Source organism: Streptomyces sp. NPDC002754 (assembly GCF_053592315.1).
In genome coordinates this window covers 388,333-412,197 of the sequence record NZ_JBSFVM010000004.1, presented here as the reverse complement: position 1 = coordinate 412,197, position 23,865 = coordinate 388,333, and the positions used below count along the sequence as shown (strand labels likewise).

The window sequence follows — 23,865 nt, the reverse complement described above, 5'->3', positions numbered from 1 at the left end:
GGCGACCTCGTGGCCCTGGCGCTGGTAGAGGCCGATCCAGGCCAGCGCGTGGGCGGCGATGGTCAGCCTGCTGTTGGCGCTCATGGGCTCCTCCTGTCGGCGGCAACGCTTCATATTACGGCAGTCGTAACGGTGAAGGTTGCAACAGGCTGTCGTAACAATTAACGTTGCGACAGCCGGAGAGGATCAATCAACGAGGTGAGAAGAATGACCAAGCCACTCACGGGCAAGGTTGCCCTGGTCACCGGGGGATCGCGGGGGCTGGGAGCCGCGACCGTACGGTTGCTGGCCGAGCAGGGCGCCGACGTCGCCTTCACCTACGTCAGCTCCGAGAAGCAGGCGCAGGCCGTCGTCGACGAGGTGCACGGAAAGGGAGCCAAGGCCGTCGCCCTCAAGTCCGACCAGGCGGACACGAGCCGGGCGCCGGCGCTGATCGACGATGTGGTCGCGCACTTCGGCGGCCTGGACATCCTCGTCAACAACGCGGCGATCTCGGTGGAACAGGGCCGCACGGTGGACGACCCGGACGCGGACACCGCCGCACTGGACCGGATGCACGCCACCAACTACCTCGGCGTGATCGCCGTGATCCGGGCCGCCTCCCGGGTGCTGCGCACGGGCGGCCGCATCGTCACGGTGAGTTCCGGACTGGGCTCCCGGGTCGGCGTCCCGGGCGTTGCCGACTACGCGGCGACCAAGTCAGGTGTCGAGAGGTACACCATGGGGGTCGCACGGGACCTCGGGCCCCGCGACATCACGGCCAACGTCGTGGAAGCCGGGCTGATGGACAGCGACATGCAGCCGCCGGACCCCGACACCCTCAAGGCCCTGCTCAGCTCGCTGTCCCTGCAACGCATGGGGCACCCCGACGAAATCGCCGCGGCGATCGCCTTCCTGGCGAGCCCCGCCGCGTCGTACGTCACGGGCGCGGTGCTGGACGCCCACGGCGGCTACAACGCCTGAACCCGATACCTGTCCGCGCGCCCCGAAGGACATCGCGTCTTCGGGGCGCGCACGGGGTTCGGGGCGGGCCCAGAGGCGCGAGGCAGCGGGGCCCGCCCCGCAAGGAATCCCCGGCGGATGCCACCCGGTACCGCCAACCGCGGTCAACCGCGGTAAATCGCCTCGACCTCGTCCGCGTAATCCTTCGCCACCACGTTCCGCTTCAGCTTCAGCGAAGGCGTCAGGTGGCCCGACTCCTCGGTGAACTGCGCGCCGAGGATGCGGAACTTGCGGACCGACTCCGCCTTGGACACCGCCGCGTTGCCGTCGTCCACGGCCGCCTGGACCGTGGCGAGCAGGTCGGGGTCGTGCTGGAGCGAGGCCACCGTGGACCCGGCCGGCTTGTCGTGGTCCGCGGCCCACTTGCCGAGGAACTCCTCGTCGATGGTGACGAGCGCGCCCACGAAGGGGCGGCCGTCGCCGACGACCATGCACTCGGCGACGAGCGCGTGCGACCGGATCCGGTCCTCGATGACGGCCGGGGCGACGTTCTTGCCGCCCGCCGTCACGATGATCTCCTTCTTGCGTCCGGTGATCCGCAGGTACCCGTCCTCGTCGAGGGTGCCGATGTCACCGGAGTGGAACCAGCCGTCGGCCAGCGCCTCCTCGGTGGCGCCCTGGTTGTTCCAGTAGCCGGTGAAGAGGTGTTCGCCGTGGAGGAGGACCTCGCCGTCGTCCGCGATCCGGACCACCGAACCCGGCAGCGGCTGACCGACCGTGCCGATCTTCTGCCGGTCCCAGGGGTTGAAGGCCGTGGCCGCGCAGGACTCCGTCAGCCCGTAGCCCTCCAGGACCGTGAAGCCGATGCCGCGGAAGAAGTGGCCGAGCCGCTCGCCGAGCGGCGCGCCGCCCGAGATCGCGTACTCGCCGCGTCCGCCGAGGACGGCGCGCAGCTTCCCGTAGACGAGCTTGTCGAACGTCTTGTACTTGAGCTTCAGGGCCAGCGAAGGCCCGTTCGGGGTGTCGAGCGCGCGGCTGTACTCGATCGCCGTGTCGGCGGCCTTGTCGAAGATCTTGCCCTTGCCGTCGGCCTGCGCCTTGGCGCGCGCCGAGTTGTAGACCTTCTCGAAGACGCGCGGCACACCGAGGATCAACGTAGGCCTGAAGGCGGCCAGTTCATCGGTGAGCTGCTTGATGTCGGGGGCGTGGCCCAGCTTGATCGGGGCCATCAGCGAGGCGACCTCGACGAGGCGTCCGAAGACGTGTGCCACCGGGAGGAAGAGCAGGACGGAGCACTCGCCCGTACGGAAGAGGGGGCCGAGGCGCGCCACGATGTTGCCGCACTCCGCGAAGAAGCTGCGGTGTGTGAGGACGCAGCCCTTGGGGCGCCCGGTGGTGCCCGAGGTGTAGACGATGGTCGCCGGGTCGTCGGCCTTCGCGATGGCGCTGCGGTCGTCGACCATCCCGTCGGAGAGCTCGGCGCCGGCGCGGTACAGCTCGCCCAGGCCGCCGCCCTCGATCTGCCAGACGTCCCGCAGCTCGGGCAGCCGGTCGCGCACGGAGGCGACGGCCGCGGCGTGCGCGTCCAGCTCGACGAGGATGCCGACCGCGCCCGAGTCGCCGAGGATCCACTGGATCTGCTCGGGCGAGCTCGTCTCGTAGACCGGCACGGTGATCGCGCCCGCGCTCCAGATCGCGAAGTCGAGCAGCGTCCACTCGTAGCGCGTGCGCGACATGAGCGCGATGCGGTCGCCGGCCTGCACGCCGGACGCGATCAGACCCTTGGCGGCCGCGCGCACCTCGGCGAGGAACTCGACGGCCGTGACGTCCTGCCACGTGCCGTCGATCTTGCGGCCGAGCACGGCGACATCAGGGTGCTGCGCGGCGTTTCTGCGAACGATGTCGGTCAGATTGCCGTCCGCGGGGACCTCGTACAAAGCGGGAAGGCTGAACTCGCGCAAGACTGCTGCTCCTCGTAGGGCGCCGGCGCCACTCTTCTGTGATGCGTCGGTGCGGTCCAAGATCGGGCAGGTGCACAGTGCATCAATGAATTGTCCGCCTGAACTCGACGTCACTCATTGCTTGAACTGAACACGACTGGACTGCCCGGACGTTACCCACCGGTACTGCTTCTTCGATAGGGGGGTCGGGCCAGATGTACGCTGCGTCACACGCCGGCGCGACTGTTCTCGCACCCTAGTCCAGGAGTCGAGGGACTCGGAAGTAACCGCAGGTCCGAGGCCTCTATCCATTCCGGGACCCATCGTCCTAGGGTGATCGCCATGCGCGTACACGTAGTCAGCGATGTGCACGGAAACTCCACCGACCTCGCACGAGCCGGAGACGGCGCCGATGCCGTCATCTGCCTTGGTGACCTGGTGTTGTTCCTTGATTACGCAAATCACTCGCGCGGCATTTTCCCCGAATTGTTCGGAGTCGAGAACGCGGACCGCATCGTCGAACTGCGCACGGCCCGCCGTTTCGAGGAGGCGCGTGACTTCGGGAGGGAGCTGTGGGCCGGCATAGACCGTGTCCCGGCCATCGAAAAAGCCGTGCGGAAGCAGTACGCGGAGATGTTCGCGGCGTTCCCCACACCGACGTATGCGACCTACGGCAATGTCGATATGCCGAAACTCTGGAGCGAGTACGCCGCGCCCGGCACGACCGTGCTCGACGGGGAGCGCGCGGAGATCGGCGGCTGGGTCTTCGGCTTCGTCGGCGGCGGGCTCCGCACGCCCATGCGCACGCCGTACGAGATCGACGACGAGGAGTACGCCGCGAAGATCGAGGCCGTCGGCGAGGTCGACGTGCTGTGCACGCACATCCCGCCGGAGGTCCCCGACCTCGTCTACGACACCGTGGCGCGGCGGTTCGAGCGCGGCAGCCGCGCCCTGCTCGAGGCGATTCGCCGGACCCGGCCGCGGTACTCGCTCTTCGGCCACGTCCACCAGCCGCTCGCGCGGCGGATGCGGATCGGGGCCACGGAATGCGTGAACGTCGGCCATTTCGCGGGCTCGGGCAGGCCGTGGGCGCTGGAGTGGTGACAGCGGGAGTGCGGGCGCGCGATAGCCTTCACGCAACACACACGCAGGCAGGCACGGCGCATCCATGACCGGTATCCGGAGGAGCCACGGCGATGGCGGAACACACCAGCTCGAGCATCACGATCGAGGCGGCCCCCGCCGATGTCATGGGGGTGATCGCCGACTTCGCCCGCTACCCGGACTGGACGGGTGAGGTGAAGGAGGCGGAGGTCATCGCCGAGGACGGCTCCGGCCGGGCCGAGCAGGTCCGGCTCGTCATGGACGCCGGGGCGATCAAGGACGACCAGACGCTCCAGTACACCTGGGCCGGCGAGAACGAGGTCTCGTGGACCCTCGTGAAGTCCCAGATGCTGCGCTCCCTCGACGGCTCGTACGTGCTGAAGCCGGCGGGTGACGGGACCGAGGTCACGTACTCCCTCACGGTCGACGTGAAGATCCCCATGCTCGGCATGATCAAGCGCAAGGCCGAGAAGGTCATCATCGACCGCGCCCTGGCGGGCCTGAAGAAGCGGGTCGAGACGGGCAGCTAGCACCTTCAAGCCCCTTGCGGCACCACCAAGCCCCGCCGGCGATTGAGGCGTATCAAGCCCCTGCGGCGATTGAGCAGCGGGGTCCGGGGCGGAGCCCCGATCTTTTGAGCCCCGCCGGCGCTTGAGGCGCGGGGTCCGGGGCGGAGCCCCGTGGCGTCCACCACGGGTAACCTCACACACCATGCGCACCCTCCTCGTCACCGGCCCCGGCGGCGCCGGCCGCACCACGGTCGCCGCCGCCACCGCCCACCGGGCCGCCCGCCAGGGCCTGCGCACACGATTGATCACCGCGGACCCGGTACCCGAGCTTCCCGGGGTGGAGGTCACCCGCCTCACCCCGGCCGACGACTTCCGCCGCGACCTCCTCGCCCTCCAGAACCGCGCCGCCTCCGGCCTCGAACTCCTCGGCGCCGCGAAGCTGGACGCCGACGAGCTCACGCCACTGCCGGGCAGCAAGGAACTGGCGCTGCTCCGCGCCTTGCGGACCGCCGCGGAGGGCGACGACGACCTGCTGGTCGTCGACCTGCCACCCGCCCCGCAGGCCATCGACACCCTCGCCCTCCCCGAGCAGCTCCGCCGCTATCTGCGCCGCCTGCTCCCCGCGGAGCGCCAGGCCGCGCGCGCCCTGCGCCCCGTGCTCGGCCGTCTCGCCGGGGTGCCGATGCCCGCGCAGTGGCTGTACGAGTCCGCCGCCCGCTGGGACGCCGAACTCGCCGCCGCGCAGGCCGTGATCGACGCGGGCAGCACCCGCGTACGGCTCGTCGCGGAGCCCACCCGGGCCGCAGCCGAGACCCTGCGCACCACCCGTACCGGCCTCGCCCTGCACGGGCTCGACGTCGAGACGGTCGTCGCCAACCGGCTGCTCCCCGACGGCTCCACCGACCCGTGGCTCGCCGACGCCGCCGCCCGCCAGCGCAAGGTCGTCGCCGAGTGGCCCGGCGCGTACGAGCTGCCCCACCTGGGCCGCGACCCGCGCCCCGAGGACCTGGACGTACCGGTGCCCGTGACCCTGCCGGGTCCCCGCGACCCGTGGCCTGTGGAGGACCGGCTCGGCGAGGACGGCGTCCTGGTGTGGCGGATACCGCTGCCCGGAGCCGTCCGCGAGGAGCTGAGCCTGGTGCGGCGCGGCGACGAACTGGTCGTCGGCGCGGGCCCGTTCCGGCGCATCGTCCAGCTGCCCTCCGCACCCCGCCGCTGCACCGTGGCGGGCGCGGGACTCGTCGACGGCGAACTCCGGGTCCGTTTCGCCCCGGACCCGGATCTGTGGCCGCAGACCCGGTGAACGGGGCCCACCCGTTCGGGTAACGTCGAAGGAGTAACCGGTCCAGCTCTCCGCAGGAGTCAGCCGTCATGAGCGACGCCACCGAGCAGCCCGTCCACCAGGTCGACGACGACGCCTGGGAGAAGGCGTGTGCCGAGGATCTCGAGGAGGAGCGGGCCCGCCGCAGGGCCGAGCACGGGCCGCCACCCGGATCCGCGGCCGAGGAGCTGAAGAAGCTCGTCGATGCCGTCACCGACAAGCTCTCGTCCGTGCAGGCCCCGTTCCTCGGCGCGGTCGCGCAGGGCACAGCGGAGCAGGTCGCCAAGCAGGCCGTTCGGCAGGCCCGCTCCGTCATCGAGCCGGTCATCGACCGCAACGCGGACGTGTTCGACCACCTGGCCGCCGCGGGCACCGAACTGCTCGCCGCCTACCGCTCCGCGGTCGAGGGCCAGGAGAGCCGCTGGACCCAGCGCACCCAGGGCCCCGTCCCGCCGAAGGACGCCATGGACGCCAAGGACGCCGAGGACTTCACGGGCGCCGACGGCTCCAAGGACCCCAAGGACGACGGCCCGGGCGGAGAGCACATCGACCTGGACTGAGCCCGGGGGCGAGCTCCTGCTCGGTTAAGGTGGGCCGTAGCGGGGCTCGACCGAACTGAGGGATCCATGGGACTGACCATCGGCGTCGATATCGGCGGCACGAAGATCGCGGCCGGTGTGGTCGACGAGGAAGGCAACATCCTCTCCACGTTCAAGGTGCCGACGCCTTCCACGCCTGACGGGATCGTCGACGCGATCGCCTCGGCCGTTGAGGGCGCCAGGGCCGGCCACGAGATCGTGGGCGTGGGGATCGGTGCCGCCGGTTACGTCAACCGCCAGCGCTCCACCGTGTACTTCGCGCCGAACATCGACTGGCGCCAGGAACCGCTGAAGGAGAAGGTCGAGGCGCGCGTCAAGCTGCCCGTGGTCGTTGAGAACGACGCGAACGCGGCCGCCTGGGGCGAGTACAAGTTCGGCGCGGGCAAGGGCCACCGCAACGTCATCTGCATCACGCTCGGCACCGGCCTCGGCGGCGGCGTCATCATCGGCAACAAGCTGCGCCGCGGCCACTTCGGTGTGGCCGCCGAGTTCGGCCACATCCGCATGGTGCCGGACGGCCTGCTGTGCGGCTGCGGTTCGCAGGGCTGCTGGGAGCAGTACGCGTCGGGCCGCGCGCTCGTCCGCTACGCGAAGCAGCGGGCCAACGCGACGCCGGAGAACGCCTCGTACCTGCTCTCGCTCGGCGACGGCAGCCCCGAGGGCATCGAGGGCAAGCACATCTCGTCGGCCGCCCGCGAGGGCGACCCGGTGGCCGTCGACTCGTACCGCGAGCTGGCCCGCTGGGCCGGCGCGGGCCTGGCCGACCTGGCCTCGCTGTTCGACCCGTCGGCGTTCATCGTCGGCGGCGGCCTCTCGGACGAGGGCGAGCTGGTCCTCGACCCCATCCGCAAGTCGTACAAGCGATGGCTGGTCGGCGGCAACTGGCGGCCCGTGGCCGACGTGATCGCCGCCGAGCTGGGCAACAAGGCGGGCATGGTCGGCGCCGCCGACCTGGCGCGGGAGCCCGACCCCGTCATGTGACGTACATACGCACCTGGTGCCCGTCGTTCCCCGTGGGAGCGGCGGGCACCGGCGTATCTTGATCTTCATGGACTCCGGCTCGCTCCCCGAAGCACGCACCGAACTCCCCAAGTCCCGTACAGAAGCGGATGGTTCGGCCGTCATTCGCGTCCTCAGCTACAACATCCGCTCGATGCGCGACAGCCCCGTCGCCCTCGCCCGCGTGATGAAGGCCTGCGCCCCGGACCTCGTGCTGATCCAGGAGGCGCCCCGGTTCTTCCGCTGGCGCAAGCATCTCGCCCGGCTCGCCCGCGCCGCCGACCTGGTGGTCCTCTCCGGGGGCGGCAGTGCCGCCGGGCCCGCGCTGCTCTGCTCGCTGCGCGCCACCGTCGAGCGCACCGAGGACGTGCTGCTGCCGCTCACCCCCGGCCTGCACCGGCGCGGCCTCGCGACCGCCGTCGTGCGGTTCGGGGGTGTCCGGGTGGGCGTCGTCAGCTGCCATCTGAGCCTGCAGAAGGACGAGCGGTACGCGCAGGGCGGGATGCTGCTCGACCGGATCGGCGCCATGGGGGTGGAGCACGCCGTCGTGGGCGGGGACCTCAACGAGCGGCCCGGCGGGCGGACGTTCCGGCGCCTCGCGGGCACCCTCAACGACGCCTGGGCGACCCGGCCCTGGGGCGGCGAGTACACCTCGACGCCGGCCGAACCCCGTCAACGTATCGACGCGGTCCTCGCCACCAAGGGCATCGAGGTGCTGGGGTGCGGGGTGCCGGACTTCCTGGACCGGGACGAGCTGAGGGCGGCCACCGACCATCTGCCGGTGCTCGCCGCCCTCCGCGTACCCGCTGCTTGACCTCAGACCACGGCGCCGCGGCCCGGGTCGTCGCCGTCCTCGTCGTCGCCCGGTGACATCCGGGCGACGAGCGTGCCGAAGCCGCCGAGGAAGCCGCCGATGCACAGCGTCGCCAGCCACCACGTCATGTCCCAGCCCAGCAGCACCGACAGGAGCAGCAGGATCGGGCCGCCGACGACCGCGAGCCAGGCGAACCTGGCCGTGACGTCCCCCTCCGGCAGCGGGGGCGGCTCGGGCGGGACGAAGTGGCCCTCGTCGGTGCCGTCGAAGTCGTCGTCCGAGGGCTCGGGCGCCGCGTGGTCGCGGGGGCCGGGAGTGGAGGCGATGCCCGGCGCGAAGGCGACCGAGGAGCCGAGGGGGCCCTGCTCACCCCGGTCCTGGTCGTTGCCCCGGTCCCGGTCCTGGCCCTGGTCCTTGGCGTCCTTCTTCAGGGTGTCCCGCTGGGTGTCCGACGGCCGCTCGGGACGATCGTTGGTCTCCGGTTCCAGCAGGGCCAGGTCCTCCACCGACTTGAACGGCTTGGCGCCCGGCGGGTCCGGCGGCTCCTCCCCGTAACCGGCGACGATCGCCGCCCACACGGCGTCCTCGTCGCCCGGCAGGAGGGGATCGCGCGACTGCTCACCGGTCTCCTCCTGGTCGTGCGGGTCCGAACTGTCCGGCCGCTCGGACCCGCCCCGCTCCTGCTCAGTCACCGGTGCTCGTCCCTTCCACGCCCTCGCTGGGGGTCTTGCCGACTTCGGGAGCGAGCCGGTCGAAGAACGCGTAGCTCTCCTCGAAGATCCGGTCCGCGTCATGGTCCAACGTCGCCACGTGGTAGCTCTGTTCCAGCAGAATCTCCGTGACGTCCGTGGACGAGACGCGGCCGAGCACACGCGCCGAGTCGGCGGGCGGCACCACATGGTCGTGCACGCTGTGCAGTACCACCAAGGGCTGTGTCACCTGCGGCAGTTCACGGTCGACGAGCTGGAAGAAGCGGCGCAGTTGGTACACCGCGTGCAGCGGCATCCGGCCGTAGCCGACCTCTTCCGCGCCCTCCTTGGCGATGTCGCTGACGATGCCCTTCATCGAACGCACGAGGTGCCGGGCGACCGGGAGCGTGTGCGCGGCCAGGTCGTGCACCCTGTTGCCAGGGTTCACCAGGACGAGGCCCGTGATCGCGTCCCCGTGCTTGGCCGCGAGGCGCAGGGCGAGCGCGCCGCCCATCGACAGGCCGCACACGAAGACCTTGGAGCAGCGCTCCGTGAGCTCGCGCAGGGCGAGGTCCACCTCCGCGTACCAGTCCTGCCACGCGGTGACGGCCAGGTCCTCCCAGCGGGTGCCGTGGCCCGGCAGCAGCGGGAGCGAGACCGTCAGGCCGCGCTCGGCGAGGTATTCGGCCCAGGGCCGCAGCGACTGGGGCGATCCGGTGAATCCGTGACAGAGGAGGACCCCGACCCCGCCGCCGTCATGGCGGTACGGCTCGGCTCCAGGAAGGACCGGCACCTTCGGTCTCCTGTTCATGGCAGAGAAACGGTGGACGGACGTGCGAGGGGAACGAGCTGAAGAGCGACGCTGAAGGCCAACAGCGACCTGGACCTCACGGTACGCGACCGGACTGACACCGACCAGGGTCGTCGGGCCCCGGGGCGGCCCCGCGGGTGCTGTGTCTTCCCGGGGGACAACCCCCGGACCCCCGGCCGGGCAAGCAGGTCGGCCAGGGTCGTCGGGCCCTGGAGCGGCCCCGCGGGTTAAGGTCGGATCCTCGGACTGGTCCCGGTACGAGGTCCGGGCACGAGGGAAGGCAGTGGGTTGATCTACGGCGCAATGAAGGTGGCCATCGGGGGGCCGCTGAAGCTCGGTTTCAGGCCGTGGGTGGAGGGCCTCGAGAACATTCCCGCCGAGGGCCCCGCGATTCTCGCCAGCAATCACCTCTCGTTCTCCGACTCGTTCTTCCTCCCCGCCGTCCTCGACCGCAAGGTCACCTTCATCGCGAAGGCCGAGTACTTCACCACCCCCGGCATCAAGGGCAAGATGACGGCCGCCTTCTTCAAGGGCGTCGGCCAGCTGCCCGTGGACCGCTCCGGCTCGCGGGGCGCGGGCGAGGCCGCCATCAAGAGCGGCGTCGAGGTCCTGGAGCGCGGCGAGCTGTTCGGTATCTACCCGGAGGGCACGCGGTCCCCCGACGGCCGCCTCTACCGCGGCAAGCCGGGCGGCCTCGCGCGCGTGGCGCTGTCCACCGGCGCGCCCGTCATCCCCGTCGCCATGATCGACACGGAGAAGATCCAGCCCCCGGGCAAGGTGATGCCGAAGATGATGCGACCGGGCATCCGCATCGGCAAGCCGCTCGACTTCAGCCGCTATCACGGCATGGAGAGCGACCGCTTCATCCTGAGGGCTGTCACCGACGAGGTCATGTACGAGATCATGAAGCTTTCCGGCCAGGAGTACGTCGACATCTACGCGACGGCCGCCAAGCGGCAGCTCGCGGACGCGGAGAAGGCGGCCAAGGCGGAGAAGGAAGCGGCGAAGAAGGCGTTGGAGAAGGAACGGGGCGGCTCCTAGTCGCGTCGTTCCCAAGAGGTGCCCAGAAGTAGAAGTACCCAGAAGTGCCAAGGGTGGGGACAGGGGACATGGGGAACACGGCCGGGCGCGAGCGCGTCGTGCGGATGTCGGTCGAGCAGCCGCTGTGGCGCGCCCTCACCGGGTACCGCCTGCTGACCCTCGTCTACGCGATCGGTCTCTTCGCCTCCTCGTACGAGGTGTACGAGCGCCCGTGGGTCGGCATCGGCTACTTCGTGGTTCTCACGGTGTGGACGCTGGCGACGCTGCCGCAGGTGTCGGGCGCCCGGCGCTGCACCAAGCGGTTCCTCACCGCCGACCTGACGATCGCCGTCGCCGGCATCCTGCTCTCGCCGGTCGCCGGGCACGAGCGGGCCGTCACTGGAGGCTCCACGCTGCCGTCGATCTGGACGGCGGGCGCGGTCCTCGCCTGGGCGCTCAAGGGCGGCTGGCGGTGGGCGGCCGGAGCCTCCCTGCTCGTCGGCGTCGCCAACGTGGTGCAGCGCGGGGACATCACCCGCGGCCTCGTCCACAGCGTCCTGCTGGTCTGCATCGCCTCCATAGCGATCGGCTACGTCGTGGAGGTGGCCCGCGCCTCCGAGCGCACCCTCGCCCGCGCCCTGGAGATCGAGGCGGCGACGCGCGAGCGGGAGCGCCTCGCCCGCGACATCCACGACAGCGTGCTGCAGGTCCTCGCGATGGTGCAGCGCCGCGGCACCGCTCTCGGCGGCGAGGCGGCGGAGCTCGGCCGGATGGCGGGCGAGCAGGAGGTCGCGCTGCGCACCCTGGTCGCCGGGGGACTTGTGCCGGTCTCCCGTGCGTTCGAGGACGCGGAGAGCGGCGCGGTGGAACAGGGGGACTTGGAGGAGCCGACCGACGAGGACGGCGCTGGCCCCCGCGATCTGCGCCCCCTGCTCGCCGGGCACGCCGGTGGACGCGTCACTTTCTCGGAGCCGGGCGGCCCGGTGCCGATGCGGCCCGCCGCGGCCCGCGAACTGGCCGCCGCTGTCAGTGCCGCCCTGGACAATGTGCGTCGGCACGCGGGCGCGGGCGCACGCGCGTGGATCCTCGTCGAGGACGAGCCGGACGCCGTGATCGTGACGGTGCGGGACGACGGCCCCGGCATCCCGGAGGGCCGCCTCGCGCAGGCCGAGGGCGAGGGCCGGCTCGGCGTCGCCCAGTCGATCCGGGGCCGGCTGCGCGACATCGGCGGCACCGCCGAGCTGATCTCGGTTCCCGGTCAGGGCACCGAGGTCGAACTGCGCGTACCGAAGAAGTAGTCCAGGAAGCGCCCGCGAGGGCCACGGGGGAAGGCAGGACAGGAACGATGAGTGAATCGAACGGATCCATCAGGGTCATGGTGGTCGACGACCACCCGATGTGGCGCGACGCCGTCGCCCGCGACCTGGGCGCGGCCGGCTTCGAGGTCGTCGCCACGGCCGGTGACGGCGAGCAGGCGGTGCGCCGCGCGCAGGCCGTGGGCCCCGACGTCCTCGTCCTCGACCTGAACCTGCCGGCCAAGCCGGGCGTCCAGGTGTGCAAGGAACTCGTCGGCGCCGACCCCCGCCTGCGCGTCCTCGTGCTGTCCGCGAGCGGTGAGCACGCCGACGTACTGGAAGCGGTGAAGTCCGGCGCCACCGGCTATCTGCTCAAGTCCGCCTCCACGGACGAGCTGATCGACGCGGTGGGGCGCACCGCCGTCGGCGACCCCGTGTTCACGCCGGGCCTCGCCGGCCTCGTCCTCGGCGAGTACCGGAGGCTCGCCTCCGACCCGTCCCCGGCCGGTGGCGCCGACGAGCCGGGCGCCGCGCCGCAGCTCACCGACCGGGAGACCGAGGTGCTGCGCCTCGTCGCGAAGGGCCTGAGCTACAAGCAGATCGCCGAGCGTCTGGTCATCTCGCACCGCACGGTCCAGAACCACGTGCAGAACACCCTCGGCAAACTCCAGCTGCACAACCGCGTGGAGCTCGTCCGGTACGCGATCGAGCGGGGTCTGGACGACGACTGACCCCGCGCGGGAGAGTGGCCCCAACCACTCGCCGTGACAAGGGAGTTACGCCATGAGGGTCGGAGTTTTGACCGGAGGCGGTGACTGCCCCGGACTGAACGCTGTCATCCGGGGCATCGTGCGCAAGGGCGTTCAGGAGTACGACTACGACTTCGTAGGGTTCCGCGACGGCTGGCGCGGGCCCCTGGAGAACGACACCGTCCCTCTCGACATCCCCGCGGTGCGCGGCATCCTGCCCCGCGGCGGCACCGTCCTCGGTTCCTCGCGGACCAACCCGCTCCAGGCGGAGAACGGGATCCGCCGCGTCAAGGAGAACCTCGCCAAGCAGGAGGTCGAGGCCCTCATTGTGATCGGCGGCGAGGACACCCTCGGCGTCGCGGCCCGGCTCTCGGACGAGTACGGCATCAAGACAGTCGGCGTACCGAAGACGATCGACAACGACCTCTACGCCACGGACTACACCTTCGGATTCAACACGGCCGTCGGCATCGCCACCGAGGCCATCGACCGGCTGCACACCACCGCCGAGTCCCATATGCGGGTCCTCGTCGTCGAGGTCATGGGCCGGCACGCGGGTTGGATCGCGCTGCACTCGGGCCTGGCGGGCGGGGCCAACGTCATCCTCATCCCCGAGCAGCGCTTCGACGTCGAGCAGGTCTGCGCCTGGGTCACCTCCCGCTTCCGGTCCTCGTACGCCCCGATCGTGGTGGTCGCCGAGGGGGCGATGCCGCGCGACGGCGACGTGGTGCTGAAGGACGAGTCGCTGGACTCCTTCGGGCACGTGCGCCTCTCCGGCGTGGGGGAGTGGCTCGCGAAGGAGATCGAGAAGCGTACGGGCAAGGAGGCGCGGACCACGGTCCTCGGGCATGTGCAGCGGGGCGGTACGCCGTCCGCCTTCGACCGGTGGCTGGCCACCCGGTTCGGGCTGCACGCGATCGACGCGGTGCGGGACGGGGACTTCGGGAAGATGGTGGCGCTGCGGGGGACGGACATCGTGCGCGTCCCGATCGCCGACGCCACGTCCCGCCTGAAAACGGTGGACCCGGCCTTGTACGAAGAGGTGGGCGTCTTCTTCGGCTGACGCCTCGTGGCTCCGCCCCGGACCCCGCGCCTCAATCGCCGGCGGGGCTTGATTTTGCCGCAGGGGCTTGATTTATCAAGCCCCTGCGGCGATTGAGCAGGCCCGTCCGGCAGGACTTTCGGGAAGGGGTGGGGTGGGGGATTGATCGCCGCACGGGCTCGGTCCACCTAGACTCGCCCCCATGGAGATTCTCGCATTCGGGGTTCAATCGGACGAAAGGCCGCTCATCGAGAAGGCCTTCGAAGGACACCACGACGTCCGCTGCCTCGACGTCTTCCTCAACGAGGACACCGCTCCCATCGCGGCCGGCTACGAGGCCGTCTCCACCAGCGTCAACGCCACCCTCAACCACCACGTGCTCCAGACCCTCGCGGCCGGCGGCACGCAACTGATCGCCCAGCGCTCCACCGGGTTCAACAACATCGACCTCCAGGTCGCCGAGCGGCTCGGCCTGACCGTGGCCCGCGTCTCGTACTACTCGCCGTACTCGGTCGCCGAGTTCGCCTGGACCCTCGCGATGGCCGTCAACCGCCGCATCGTCCGCGCCAGCACCCGCACCCGCGACTTCGACTTCCGCCTCGACGGGCTGATGGGCCGCGATCTGCGGGGCCGCACCGTCGGCGTGCTCGGCACCGGCAAGATCGGTGAGGCTTTCACCCGGATCGCGCACGGCTTCGGCATGAACCTGCTGGGCTGGGACGTCGCCGAGAACCCGAACTGCACGGCCCTCGGCATGAAGTACGTCGACAAGGACCAGCTGTTCGCGGAGGCGGACGTCATCAGCCTGCACGTGCCGCTGCTGCCCGCCACCGAGCACATCGTCGACGCCGCCGCGCTGCGCGCCATGAAGGACGACGCGATCCTGATCAACTCCAGCCGCGGCGGCCTCATCGACACCAAGGCGCTCGTCACCGAGCTGCGCGAGGGCCGCTTCGCCGGCGTCGGCCTCGACGTGTACGAGGCGGAGGCGGGCCTGTTCTTCCTCGACAAGTCCCTCGACGTCGTCGAGGACGACACCCTGGCCCGCCTGGTCACGTTCCCGAACGTCCTCGTCACGTCCCACCAGGCGTACTACACCGTGGACGCGGTCGGACAGATCATCGAGACCACGGTGCAGAACGTCCTGGACTATCAGGCGGGCCGCCGCTCCGAGAACGTGCTGGTGCCGGCTGCCAGCTGAGCCATCAGTTCGCCCACGATCCCGGCGCCGCGCAGCGACAGCACCGACTCCGGGTGGAACTGGACCGCGGCGAACGAAGGCCCCCGCAGCGCGTGCACCTCGCCCGTCACCCGGTCCCTGCTGATCTCCACGCCGTGCGCCGCCAGTTCGGTCGCCGCGCCGTCGTCGCAGGACGCCACGAAGCTGTTGTAGAACCCGACCTTCTCGGTCCGCCCGAACACCTCGACGTCGGTCTGCGCGCCCTGGTACGGCACCTCCTTGCGGACGATCTCCAGGCCCAGCTCCGCCGCGATCAGCTCGTGGCCCAGGCAGACGCCGAGCACGCCGTGCTCGTGGCCGCGGATCACGTCGGCGGTCAGAGCGCGCAGGAAGCGCATCTTCGGGTCGGTGACGTCCGAGGGGTCACCGGGGCCCGGGCCGAGGACGACCGGGCCCTCGTGCGCGAGCACCGCCTCCCGCAGCCCCTCCTCGTCGTAGCGCCGCACCGTCACGTCGAGCCCCGTCGAGCGCAGCACGTGCGCGAGCATCGCGGTGAACGTGTCCTCGCCGTCGACGACGAGCGCGTGACCGGAGAGGTCGCTCTCGCGCTTCTGCATCCGCAGCCAGAACGGCGCCAGGGACGCCCGCCGCCCGTCGAGCGCGGCCCGCACCCGCGGGTCGTCGGCGAGCGGCGCCCGCGCGCCCTCCCCGCGCGGGCGCGCCGGACGCACGCCGAGCGCGGCGAGCACACCGGCGGCCTTGGCGTGCGTCTCCGCGACCTCGCTCGCCGGGTCGGAGCCGCGCACGAGCGTCGCGCCGACCGGGACGCGGAGCCGCCCGGAGGCGTCGATGTCGGCGGTGCGGATCAGGATGGGGGAGTCGAGCGTCTGCGCCCCGCCCGCGTCGCGGCCGACGAGCGCGAGCGCGCCCGCGTAGTAGCCGCGGCCGCCGACCTCATACCGCTCGATGACCCGGCACGCGTTCTGCACGGGCGAGCCGGTGACGGTCGCCGCGAACATCGTCTCCTTGAGGACGTCCCGCACGTCGAGCGTCGACTTGCCGCGCAGCTCGTACTCGGTGTGCGCGAGGTGCGCCATCTCCTTGAGCCGCGGACCGACGACGACACCGCCCATGTCGCCGACGGTGCACATCATCTTGAGCTCCTCGTCGACGACCATCGACAGCTCCTCGATCTCCTTGCCGTCGGCGAGGAAGTCCAGCAGGTGCTCGGGCGTCGGGCCCTCGGCCGGGTAGCGGTACGTGCCGCTGATCGGGTTCATGACGACGGTGCCGCCGGACATCCGCACATGCACCTCGGGGCTCGCGCCCACCAGCGTGCGCTCCCCGGTGTGCACGACGAACGTCCAGTACGCGCCCCGCTCCCCGTCGAGCAGCCGCCGGAACAACGCCAGGGCGTCGGCCCGCGAGAATCCCGCGATCTCACCCTCGTACGTACGGCGGATCACGAAGTTGGCGCCCTCGCCCCGGCCGATCTCCTCGCGCAGCACCCGGCCGACGATGTCCGCGTAACGGTCGTCGTCGACGTCGAAGCCGCCGTCACGGACCCGGACGTCGTGGCGCGGAAGCTGTTCCAGGGCCTCGGCGAGCGGGATCTCGTACGACTCCTCGGGGGTGAGGACCGTGAGCGGGGTGCCGTCGTCGCGGACGTCGAAGCCGCGTTCGCGGATCTGCCGGAAGGGGACGAGCGCGAGCCCTTCGGGGATGTCGGCCAGGCGTTCGTACGCGCCGACCTGGCCGACAAGCACCTCGACCGTGTCGTGCTCGCGGCCGGGGGTGCGGCGGCGCAGCAGGGCGAAGGGGCGGTCGTCGGCGAGCAGTGCGTCCAGCATGAGGAGTGTTCCTTCCAGTGACTTCGTGAGTCGTCGACTTGGGGAGTCGTCAGGGAGGAACAGCCTCTGAAAACACTGAAGGCCGCCCCTCGGGCGGCCTTCGCGGTTTCAGGTACGCGCAGTCAGTGGGCCGCCGGATGTGCGGTCCACCACCAGGTGCGGTGCAGTTGCTGCGCGAACATGAGCGTCACCGTACCCGATGCCCGGGCGGTACGGCTCAGACGTGTCGCGTCCGTCTCAAAAGATGAGCGGGGGAATGGACCGGCGACCCGACCCCGTAGTGTTTACGAGGTGACCGTGAACGCTAAGACCAGCGCCAGCGCTGGCAACACCTGGCGAGACCTGCCCGCGGCGCAGCAGCCCGAGTACCCCGATGCCGAGGCTCTGCGCGATGTGATCGCGGACCTCGAGTCGTATCCGCCGCTCGTCTTCGCCGGCGAGTGCGACCAGCTGCGCGACCGTATGGCCGCCGTCGCCAAGGGAGAGGCGTTCCTGCTCCAGGGCGGCGACTGCGCCGAGGCCTTCGACGCCGTTTCCGCGGACCATATCCGCGCGAAGCTGAAGACGCTGCTCCAGATGAGCGCCGTCCTCACGTACGCGGCCTCCGTGCCGGTCGTGAAGATCGGCCGCATCGCGGGCCAGTACTCCAAGCCGCGCTCCAAGAACACCGAGACCCGCGACGGCGTGACCCTGCCGACCTACCGCGGCGACTCCGTCAACGGCTTCGAGTTCACCGAGGCCGCGCGCGTCCCGGACCCCGAGCGCCTGAAGCAGATGTACAACGCCTCTGCCTCCACGCTCAACCTGGTGCGTGCCTTCACCACCGGTGGCTACGCCGACCTGCGCCAGGTGCACGCCTGGAACCAGGACTTCGTGAAGGCGTCCGCCTCCGGGCAGCGCTACGAGCAGCTGGCCCGCGAGATCGACAACGCGCTGAACTTCATGAAGGCCTGCGGCACCGACCCGGCCGAGTTCAAGGCCGTCGAGTTCTACGCCTCCCACGAGGCGCTGCTCCTCGACTACGAGTCGGCGCTGACCCGCGTGGACTCGCGTACGGGCAACCTGTACGACGTCTCGGCCCACATGGTCTGGATCGGCGAGCGCACGCGTCAGCTCGACCACGCGCACGTCGAGTTCGCCTCGAAGATCCGCAACCCGATCGGGATCAAGCTCGGCCCGACGACGACGGCCGAGGACGCGCTGCAGTACATCGAGCGCCTCGACCCCGACCGCGAGCCCGGCCGGCTGACCTTCATCGTCCGCATGGGCGCCGACAAGGTCCGCGACAAGCTGCCCGAGCTGGTGGAGAAGGTCACGGCGTCCGGTGCGCAGGTCGCCTGGATCACCGACCCGATGCACGGCAACACGTACGAGGCGGCCTCCGGTCACAAGACCCGGCGCTTCGACGACGTGCTCGACGAGGTCAAGGGCTTCTTCGAGGTCCACAAGGCGCTCGGCACGCACCCGGGCGGCATCCACGTCGAGCTCACCGGTGACGATGTCACCGAGTGCGTGGGCGGCGGCGACGAGATCTTCGTCGACGATCTGCACCAGCGCTACGAGACGGCCTGCGACCCGCGCCTGAACCGCAGCCAGTCGCTCGACCTGGCGTTCCTGGTGGCGGAGATGTACCGCGACCAGTGAGCCCGGTTCACTGTAGGTAACGCCGTGGGGCGCGGATCACAAGGATCCGCGCCCCACGGCACTTTTGTGCTTCTGGTCGGCCGGGTAAGGTTAGGTTAGCCTCACCGACCAATCGGGACGGCGTTTGCTATGAGTCCCGACGACAGTCCGACCGGGAGGTGAACCGCGTGTTCGTCTGCAACTGCTTCGGTGTCACCGAGGCGCAGGTCAAGAAGCACGCGGAGGACGGTGCCTGCACTCCCCGCCAGATAGCGTCGGCCTGCAAGGCCGGCACCGACTGCGGCTCCTGCGTCCGCCGGATCCAGGCACTGCTCGGCCGCAGCGCGTGCCCCCGCCGGGACCTCGTGGAACAGGGCGAGACGGCCGCGGCGCTCGAACCGTCGACGGAGTTGCCGAAGGCGGCCTAGCTCTCGGGCTACTAGCTCTCCGGCTGCTCGATGAGCTGCGCGATGTAGAGCGCCTCACCCAGCTTCTCCACCAGTTCAAGCTGCGTGTCCAGGTAGTCGATGTGGTGCTCCTCGTCCTCGAGGATCGACTCAAAAAGGTTCGCGGACGTGATGTCGCCCTTGCCGCGCATCACCTCGATGCCCCGCTTGAGGCGGTCGATCGCCTCGACCTCGATCTGCCGGTCCGCATGGAACATCTCGGTGACCGTCTGGCCGACCCGGACGTGGAAGAGCCGCTGATAGTTCGGCAGGCCGTCCAGGAACAGGATCCGGTCGGTCAGCAGCTCCGCGTGCTTCATCTCGTCGAACGACTCGGAGCGTGTGTACTTCGCGAGCTTCGTCCAGCCGAAGTTGTCCTGCATCTTCGCGTGCAGAAAGTACTGATTGATGGCCGTGAGCTCGGCCGTCAGCTGTTCGTTGAGAAACTCGATGACCTCGGGGTCGCCCTGCATCGCAGAGGCTCCTTCCAAGCGGTTACTGGGCAGGTTTCGCGCATCCTTGCACCGGCACAGGAGTGCGTCCAGTAAGTGCATGCTTAGTAGGAGTTGCCCGAATCGACGTTCGTGGCAGGTCCGGGCGGGGTGGGCGTGGTCACGTCCACTGCTCAAGGTCTGTCAGGATGGAGGGCATGGGTCATCCGGTGGGTCGCGAGTCTGGGGGAGCAGTGCAGCCGGAGCTTCCACCGGGGCAGCGTCTGCAGCGCGGCTGGCCCGTCACGCACTACGGCCCGGTGCCCAAGTTCCGCCCCGAGCGCTGGGAGTTCAGGGTCTTCGGGGCGACCGCCGACGGCGACAAGCACTGCTGGAACCACGAGGAGTTCGCGGCGCTGCCGTACGGGACCGTGGTCGGTGACCTGCACTGCGTCACGAAGTTCAGCATGCTCGCCGCCGAATGGGGCGGCGTCCGCGCCTCCACGATCCTGGAACTCGCCCCTCCCGGGCCCGATGTCACCCATGTGATGGTGTGGGCCGAGTACGGATTCTCGTCCAATCTGCGGCTGTCCGACTTCGCCTCCGAGCGGGCCATCTTCGCCACGCACAAGGACGGCGAACTGCTCACCGCGGAGCACGGTTTCCCGCTGCGTCTCGTGGTGCCCCATCTGTACGCCTGGAAGGGCCCGAAGTGGGTGCGCGGCGTCGAGTACATGACGGCGGACCGGCGCGGTTTCTGGGAGGAGCGCGGGTACCACAACGTGGGCGACCCGTGGCGCGAGCAGCGGTACTCGTACCAGGAGGGGCCCGGCGAAGGGCCCGAGTTCTAGGGGTTCCGGAGCCTTCTGTACTCCTCAGTGGTGGTACTTGTGGACCACCGCGTGGCCCTTGCCGCGGCCGATCATCCAGCGGTTGACCGGGGTCGTGACGACGAAGGCGATCGCCAGTGACACCGCGAGCGCGCCCCAGAAGAGGGCGTCGTCGAGGTGGGCGTCCATCGCGTTCGGCCACAGCGCGATGACGCCGTTGTCGATCAGTTCCATGACCGCGATGGAGAGGGTGTCCGCGGCGAGCGCGACCCGGAACGCCGTCTTGAAGTCGACGCCCGCGCGCAGGACGCCGCGCAAGGTGAGCGAGTAGCCGAAGACGAAGGCGAGCGCGATCGCCAGGATCATCGTCGGTACGTTGCCCCAGCCGAGCGCGGTGCCGATCACCATGCCGAGGACCTCGCCGATGGCGCAGCCGGTGAGGCAGTGCAGGGTGGCCTGCGCGGCCATGGACCAGTTGACCCTGCCGCTGGTGCCGGGTGCGCCATGGTGTTCGTGTTCGTGTTCGTGTCCGGTGTGCGTCTCGTGCCGCATGGTTCCCCCAGTGATCGTGGTGGGTGCTGCCACTGAGGGAACCGTATACCCCCATGGGGTATTCCGTCCGAGGGTTCTCAGCTCCGAAGTTCCTTGAGGCGCGCGACGTCGGCCGCGTGGCCCTCCTTGCCGCCGGGCGTCTCGATGACCAGGGGAACGTTCTCGGTCGCGGGGTGGGTGAGCAGCTCGCGGAACGGCTCCTCGCCGATGTGACCGGAGCCGATGTTCTCGTGCCGGTCCTTGTGGGCGCCCACGACGTCCTTGGAGTCGTTGGCGTGGATCAGCTTGAGGCGGCCCTCGCCGACCGTGTCCACGAGGAGGTCGAGGGTCTGCTTCATGCCGGCCGGGCCCGTGAGGTCGTGGCCCGCCGCGAAGATGTGGCAGGTGTCGAGGCAGACGCCCAGCTTGGGGTGGCGGTCGAGGACGTCGAAGTACGGGCCGAAGTCCCAGGTGCGCGAGCACAGCGAGGCGCCCTGGCCCGCGGTCGACTCCAGGAGCAGGAACGGGTCGTCGTCGTGGGTCAGCTCGTCGAGCAGCGGCAGCATCCGCTCGCGAACCTGCGCGAGGGCGACCTCGCGCTCCCGGCCACCGGTCGCGGAGCCGGTGTGCACGACGACGCCGAGGGCGCCGATCGCGCGGGCTCGGCGCAGCGAGTGCCGCAGGGAGTCCACGGACCTGTCGACGGTCGCCTCGGTGTGCGAGCCGAAGTTGATCAGGTAGGGCGCGTGGACGTACGCCGGGATGTTCTCGGCGGCGCACTGGGTGCGGAAGTCCTCGTCCTGCTGAGGGTTTCCGGGCGGGGTGGCCCAGCCGCGGGGGTTGGCCACGAAGACCTGGACGGTTTCGGCCTTGAGGTCACGAGCGTAGGAGAGCCCTGTCTTCGCGAGGCCACCGGCCACGGGAACGTGACCGCCAATGGGATTACGGATGCTGCTGTTCACTCGGCCAAGGGTGCCATGGGCAACCAATCCCCTGCGGCGATTGAGCAGACGGCCCACCGTGCCCGACGCCTCGGGGCTCCGCCCCGGCCCCCGCGCCTCAAACGCCGGCGGGGCTTGATCTATCAAGCCCCTGCGGCGATTGAGTAGCGGGGGCCGGGACAGAGCCCCGAGAGCCCAGCCCCGGTGCCGGTGCACACGCCCGGCCGACTACCGGATGGTGATCGTCACGGTCGACCCCTTGGGCGCTTCGTCGCCGCCCTCCACCGACTGGCTCCTCACGGTGTCGCCGAACAGCCCGAGCAGCCCCCGGTCCTCCTCCACCTCGAAACCCGCCGCACTGAGCCGCGACTTCGCGTCGTCGACCTTCTGCCCCGTGACATCGGGGACCTCGACCATGACGGGCCCCTTGGAGATCGTCAGGGTCACCGTGTCGCCCTTGGCGAGCTGCTTGCCCTCGGCGGGGGACTGCTTGGCGATGTCGCCCTTGTCCTCCTCGGAGTGGACCCGCTTCGTGGAGATCTCGGCCTTCAGGCCCTCGTCCTCGAGATCGGCGATGGCATCCTGCTCGGACTCGCCCGTGACATCGGGGACGTCGACGGGGGAGCCCTTGGAGACGACCAGGGCGACGGCGGAACCGGCCCTGCGGGTCTCGCCCGCTCCGGGATCCGTGCGGATCACCGAGCCCTTGGCGATCTGGTCGCTGAACTCCCTGGTGGTCATGCCCGGTTCGAGGTCCCGCTTCTTGAGGTCGCTCTTCGCCGTGTCCAGAGGGGTGTCGCTGAGGTCGGGGACCTTCACGGTCTTCGACCCCCTGGACACCGTCAGGTCCACCGTGCCGCCGCCGCGGATTCGGTCGCCGGATCCCGGGTCGCTGTCCATGACGGTGCCGCGCTTGTACGTGTCGCTGTACGCGCGCGTGACCGTGCCCCGCTCCAGGCCCGCGTCGGCAAGCCGCTTCTCGGCCTGCCCCTGCGTCTGGTTGAGGACGGACGGGACCTGCGTGAACTGGCCGGAGTTGATGTACCAGACGCCGGTGCCGACACCGAGGACCAGCAGGATCGCCGCGAGGATCGCGATGGTGCGGCGCTGCGGGCCGCGACCACGACCGCGACCGCCGCCGTGAGCCGGCCCGGGGACCGTGGGCGGCGGAGCCGGCGGCATCTCCAGGCGGCTCGTCCGGTTGAGCCGCGCCTGGTCCTCGGAGTCCGTGGGCAGCGGCAGCTGTACGGGTGTGCCCACCGCGCGCGGGATCACGCTCGTACGGTCGTCGGCCCCCACGTACTCCGTATCGCGCGCCTGCGGCGGCACCGCGTCCAACTGGGCGTCCGTGAGCGCCGACCGGGCGCCCCTGGCCTGCGCGAGGAGGGCCACCGCGTCGTGCGGGCGCACCTCGGGGGTGCGGGCCGTCGCCGACGCGACCAGTTCGTCGAGCTCGTAGGGGAGGCCGGGGACCGCGGCCGAGGGCGGGGGCACGTCCTCGTGGAGGTGCTTGTAGAGGATCTGGGCGGGGGACTCGCCCGCGTGCGGCTTGCCTCCCGTGAGCATCTCGTAGAACACGACACCGCACGCGTAGACGTCCACGCTCGCCGTCGCCGTGCCGTTCTCGATCTGCTCGGGCGCCAGGTACGAGACCGTGCCGAGGACCGCGCCGGTGGTGTTCGTGACCGTGTCCACGGCCCGTACGAGACCGAAGTCCGCCACCTTCACCCGGCCGTCGTCCCCAATCAGGACGTTCTCCGGCTTCATGTCGCGGTGCACGAAGCCCGCCCGGTGGGCCGCTCCCAGCGCGGCGAGGACCGGCTCCAGGATGTCGAGGGCGGCGCGGGGCCGCAGCGCGCCCCGGTCGCGCAGCACGTCGCGCAGGGTGCAGCCGGCCACGTACTCCATCGCCAGATACACGTACGCGCCGTCGGTGCCCTGGTCGAAGACCCCCACGACGTTCGGGTGCGAGAGGCGGGCCACCGACTTGGCCTCGCGGATGAAGCGGTCCACGAACGAGGCGTCGGCGGCCAGCGAGGGGTGCATCACCTTGAGCGCGAGCACGCGGTCGAGGCGGGTGTCCACGGCCCGGTAGACCGTGGCCATCCCGCCGACCGCGATGCGTGCGTCGACGCGGTACCGGCCGTCGAGCACGTGCCCGAGCAACGGGTCCTGAAGGGTCGTGTCCACGCAGGCGAG

24 protein-coding genes and 1 pseudogene are annotated in these 23,865 nt (G+C 70.4%); 15 read left to right on the top strand and 10 right to left on the bottom strand.

The annotated features are described in order from the left end of the window. A pseudogene (locus ACWD2L_RS14005) lies at positions 1-84 on the bottom strand (Rrf2 family transcriptional regulator); the annotation flags it as partial. Between the two features lie 123 nt (positions 85-207). Here ACWD2L_RS14005 and ACWD2L_RS14000 point away from each other — a divergent pair. Next, positions 208-963, top strand: a complete 756-nt coding sequence (locus ACWD2L_RS14000) for an SDR family NAD(P)-dependent oxidoreductase (protein WP_351344441.1) — start codon at positions 208-210, stop codon at positions 961-963. Positions 964-1,106: 143 nt separating this feature from the next. Here the strand turns inward: ACWD2L_RS14000 and ACWD2L_RS13995 are convergent, their stop codons facing one another. Then, positions 1,107-2,903 carry an AMP-dependent synthetase/ligase gene (locus ACWD2L_RS13995; protein WP_351344438.1) on the bottom strand — a complete coding sequence of 599 codons (1,797 nt, stop codon included), beginning with the start codon at positions 2,901-2,903 and terminating at the stop codon, positions 1,107-1,109. A 321-nt stretch (positions 2,904-3,224) separates the two neighbouring features. Between ACWD2L_RS13995 and ACWD2L_RS13990 the strand changes: the two genes are divergently transcribed. The 6 genes from ACWD2L_RS13990 to ACWD2L_RS13965 all read left to right on the top strand — a co-directional run bounded on the left by ACWD2L_RS13990 (position 3,225) and on the right by ACWD2L_RS13965 (position 8,228). Continuing rightward, the gene (locus ACWD2L_RS13990; protein ID WP_351344435.1) at positions 3,225-3,986 is read left to right on the top strand and encodes a metallophosphoesterase family protein; all 762 of its coding nucleotides are present in this window, start codon (positions 3,225-3,227) and stop codon (positions 3,984-3,986) included. A gap of 92 nt (positions 3,987-4,078) precedes the next feature. Continuing rightward, positions 4,079-4,516, top strand: coding sequence for an SRPBCC family protein (locus tag ACWD2L_RS13985; RefSeq protein ID WP_351344432.1), 438 nt, complete (start codon positions 4,079-4,081; stop codon positions 4,514-4,516). A gap of 181 nt (positions 4,517-4,697) precedes the next feature. Beyond that, complete coding sequence (locus ACWD2L_RS13980) at positions 4,698-5,798, top strand: ArsA family ATPase (protein WP_351344429.1); 1,101 nt, start codon at positions 4,698-4,700, stop codon at positions 5,796-5,798. Between the two features lie 68 nt (positions 5,799-5,866). Then, on the top strand, positions 5,867-6,376 hold the full coding sequence (locus ACWD2L_RS13975; RefSeq protein ID WP_351344426.1) for a DUF5304 domain-containing protein: 510 nt from the start codon (positions 5,867-5,869) through the stop codon (positions 6,374-6,376). 66 nt (positions 6,377-6,442) lie between these two features. After that, positions 6,443-7,396, top strand: a complete 954-nt coding sequence (locus ACWD2L_RS13970) for an ROK family glucokinase (RefSeq protein WP_327663733.1) — start codon at positions 6,443-6,445, stop codon at positions 7,394-7,396. A gap of 67 nt (positions 7,397-7,463) precedes the next feature. Then, on the top strand, positions 7,464-8,228 hold the full coding sequence (locus ACWD2L_RS13965) for an endonuclease/exonuclease/phosphatase family protein (RefSeq protein ID WP_351344422.1): 765 nt from the start codon (positions 7,464-7,466) through the stop codon (positions 8,226-8,228). 2 nt (positions 8,229-8,230) lie between these two features. Here ACWD2L_RS13965 and ACWD2L_RS13960 read toward each other — a convergent pair whose 3' ends face one another. Next, positions 8,231-8,920: a hypothetical protein gene (locus tag ACWD2L_RS13960; protein ID WP_351344419.1), complete on the bottom strand. Its 690-nt coding sequence runs from the start codon at positions 8,918-8,920 to the stop codon at positions 8,231-8,233. Continuing rightward, entirely contained in the window at positions 8,913-9,710 is a 798-nt protein-coding gene (locus tag ACWD2L_RS13955) for an alpha/beta hydrolase (RefSeq protein ID WP_351344444.1), read from the bottom strand. Before ACWD2L_RS13955 ends, ACWD2L_RS13960 begins: the two co-directional genes overlap by 8 nt. Before the next feature lie 306 nt (positions 9,711-10,016). Between ACWD2L_RS13955 and ACWD2L_RS13950 the strand changes: the two genes are divergently transcribed. The 5 genes from ACWD2L_RS13950 (at position 10,017) to ACWD2L_RS13930 (ending at position 15,035) form a co-directional block, all read left to right on the top strand. Then, positions 10,017-10,769, top strand: a complete 753-nt coding sequence (locus ACWD2L_RS13950) for a lysophospholipid acyltransferase family protein (RefSeq protein WP_351344416.1) — start codon at positions 10,017-10,019, stop codon at positions 10,767-10,769. A 68-nt stretch (positions 10,770-10,837) separates the two neighbouring features. Continuing rightward, positions 10,838-12,046 (top strand): MacS family sensor histidine kinase, encoded by a 1,209-nt coding sequence (gene macS / locus ACWD2L_RS13945; protein WP_351344413.1) that lies wholly within the window; start codon positions 10,838-10,840, stop codon positions 12,044-12,046. Between the two features lie 47 nt (positions 12,047-12,093). Beyond that, positions 12,094-12,774 (top strand): response regulator transcription factor, encoded by a 681-nt coding sequence (locus ACWD2L_RS13940; RefSeq protein WP_351344410.1) that lies wholly within the window; start codon positions 12,094-12,096, stop codon positions 12,772-12,774. A gap of 52 nt (positions 12,775-12,826) precedes the next feature. Then, positions 12,827-13,855 carry a 6-phosphofructokinase gene (locus ACWD2L_RS13935; protein ID WP_351344407.1) on the top strand — a complete coding sequence of 343 codons (1,029 nt, stop codon included), beginning with the start codon at positions 12,827-12,829 and terminating at the stop codon, positions 13,853-13,855. A 181-nt stretch (positions 13,856-14,036) separates the two neighbouring features. Next, positions 14,037-15,035: a 2-hydroxyacid dehydrogenase gene (locus tag ACWD2L_RS13930; protein WP_351338806.1), complete on the top strand. Its 999-nt coding sequence runs from the start codon at positions 14,037-14,039 to the stop codon at positions 15,033-15,035. Here the strand turns inward: ACWD2L_RS13930 and ACWD2L_RS13925 are convergent. Together ACWD2L_RS13925 and ACWD2L_RS13920 are read right to left on the bottom strand one after the other, a co-directional pair. Further along, entirely contained in the window at positions 14,987-16,864 is a 1,878-nt protein-coding gene (locus ACWD2L_RS13925) for an anthranilate synthase family protein (protein WP_351338803.1), read from the bottom strand. The two genes, ACWD2L_RS13930 and ACWD2L_RS13925, sit on opposite strands and share 49 nt — an antisense overlap. A 122-nt stretch (positions 16,865-16,986) precedes the next feature. Next, entirely contained in the window at positions 16,987-17,046 is a 60-nt protein-coding gene (locus ACWD2L_RS13920; RefSeq protein WP_351338815.1) for a trp operon leader peptide, read from the bottom strand. A 109-nt stretch (positions 17,047-17,155) separates the two neighbouring features. On the opposite strand from ACWD2L_RS13920, the gene ACWD2L_RS13915 reads away from it, so the two are divergent. Both ACWD2L_RS13915 and ACWD2L_RS13910 read left to right on the top strand, forming a co-directional pair. After that, positions 17,156-18,508 carry a class II 3-deoxy-7-phosphoheptulonate synthase gene (locus ACWD2L_RS13915; protein ID WP_351338801.1) on the top strand — a complete coding sequence of 451 codons (1,353 nt, stop codon included), beginning with the start codon at positions 17,156-17,158 and terminating at the stop codon, positions 18,506-18,508. Between the two features lie 158 nt (positions 18,509-18,666). Then, positions 18,667-18,915 (top strand): (2Fe-2S)-binding protein, encoded by a 249-nt coding sequence (locus ACWD2L_RS13910; RefSeq protein WP_351338798.1) that lies wholly within the window; start codon positions 18,667-18,669, stop codon positions 18,913-18,915. 11 nt (positions 18,916-18,926) lie between these two features. Here ACWD2L_RS13910 and bfr read toward each other — a convergent pair whose 3' ends face one another. Then, positions 18,927-19,406 carry a bacterioferritin gene (gene bfr / locus ACWD2L_RS13905; protein ID WP_351338795.1) on the bottom strand — a complete coding sequence of 160 codons (480 nt, stop codon included), beginning with the start codon at positions 19,404-19,406 and terminating at the stop codon, positions 18,927-18,929. 176 nt (positions 19,407-19,582) lie between these two features. Here bfr and ACWD2L_RS13900 point away from each other — a divergent pair, with 176 nt between their 5' ends. Next, the gene (locus tag ACWD2L_RS13900) at positions 19,583-20,215 is read left to right on the top strand and encodes a sulfite oxidase-like oxidoreductase (protein WP_266720524.1); all 633 of its coding nucleotides are present in this window, start codon (positions 19,583-19,585) and stop codon (positions 20,213-20,215) included. A 24-nt stretch (positions 20,216-20,239) separates the two neighbouring features. On the opposite strand, the gene ACWD2L_RS13895 is transcribed toward ACWD2L_RS13900, so the two are convergent. From ACWD2L_RS13895 to pknB, 3 genes are all read right to left on the bottom strand, one after another. Continuing rightward, a complete protein-coding gene (locus ACWD2L_RS13895) occupies positions 20,240-20,746 on the bottom strand; it encodes a DUF4396 domain-containing protein (RefSeq protein WP_351338814.1) in 507 nt (168 codons plus the stop codon). A gap of 77 nt (positions 20,747-20,823) precedes the next feature. After that, positions 20,824-21,675, bottom strand: a complete 852-nt coding sequence (locus ACWD2L_RS13890; protein ID WP_351338812.1) for a deoxyribonuclease IV — start codon at positions 21,673-21,675, stop codon at positions 20,824-20,826. Positions 21,676-21,894: 219 nt separating this feature from the next. Beyond that, the gene (gene pknB / locus ACWD2L_RS13885; RefSeq protein WP_351338792.1) at positions 21,895-23,856 is read right to left on the bottom strand and encodes a Stk1 family PASTA domain-containing Ser/Thr kinase; all 1,962 of its coding nucleotides are present in this window, start codon (positions 23,854-23,856) and stop codon (positions 21,895-21,897) included. Positions 23,857-23,865 lie beyond the last annotated feature (9 nt).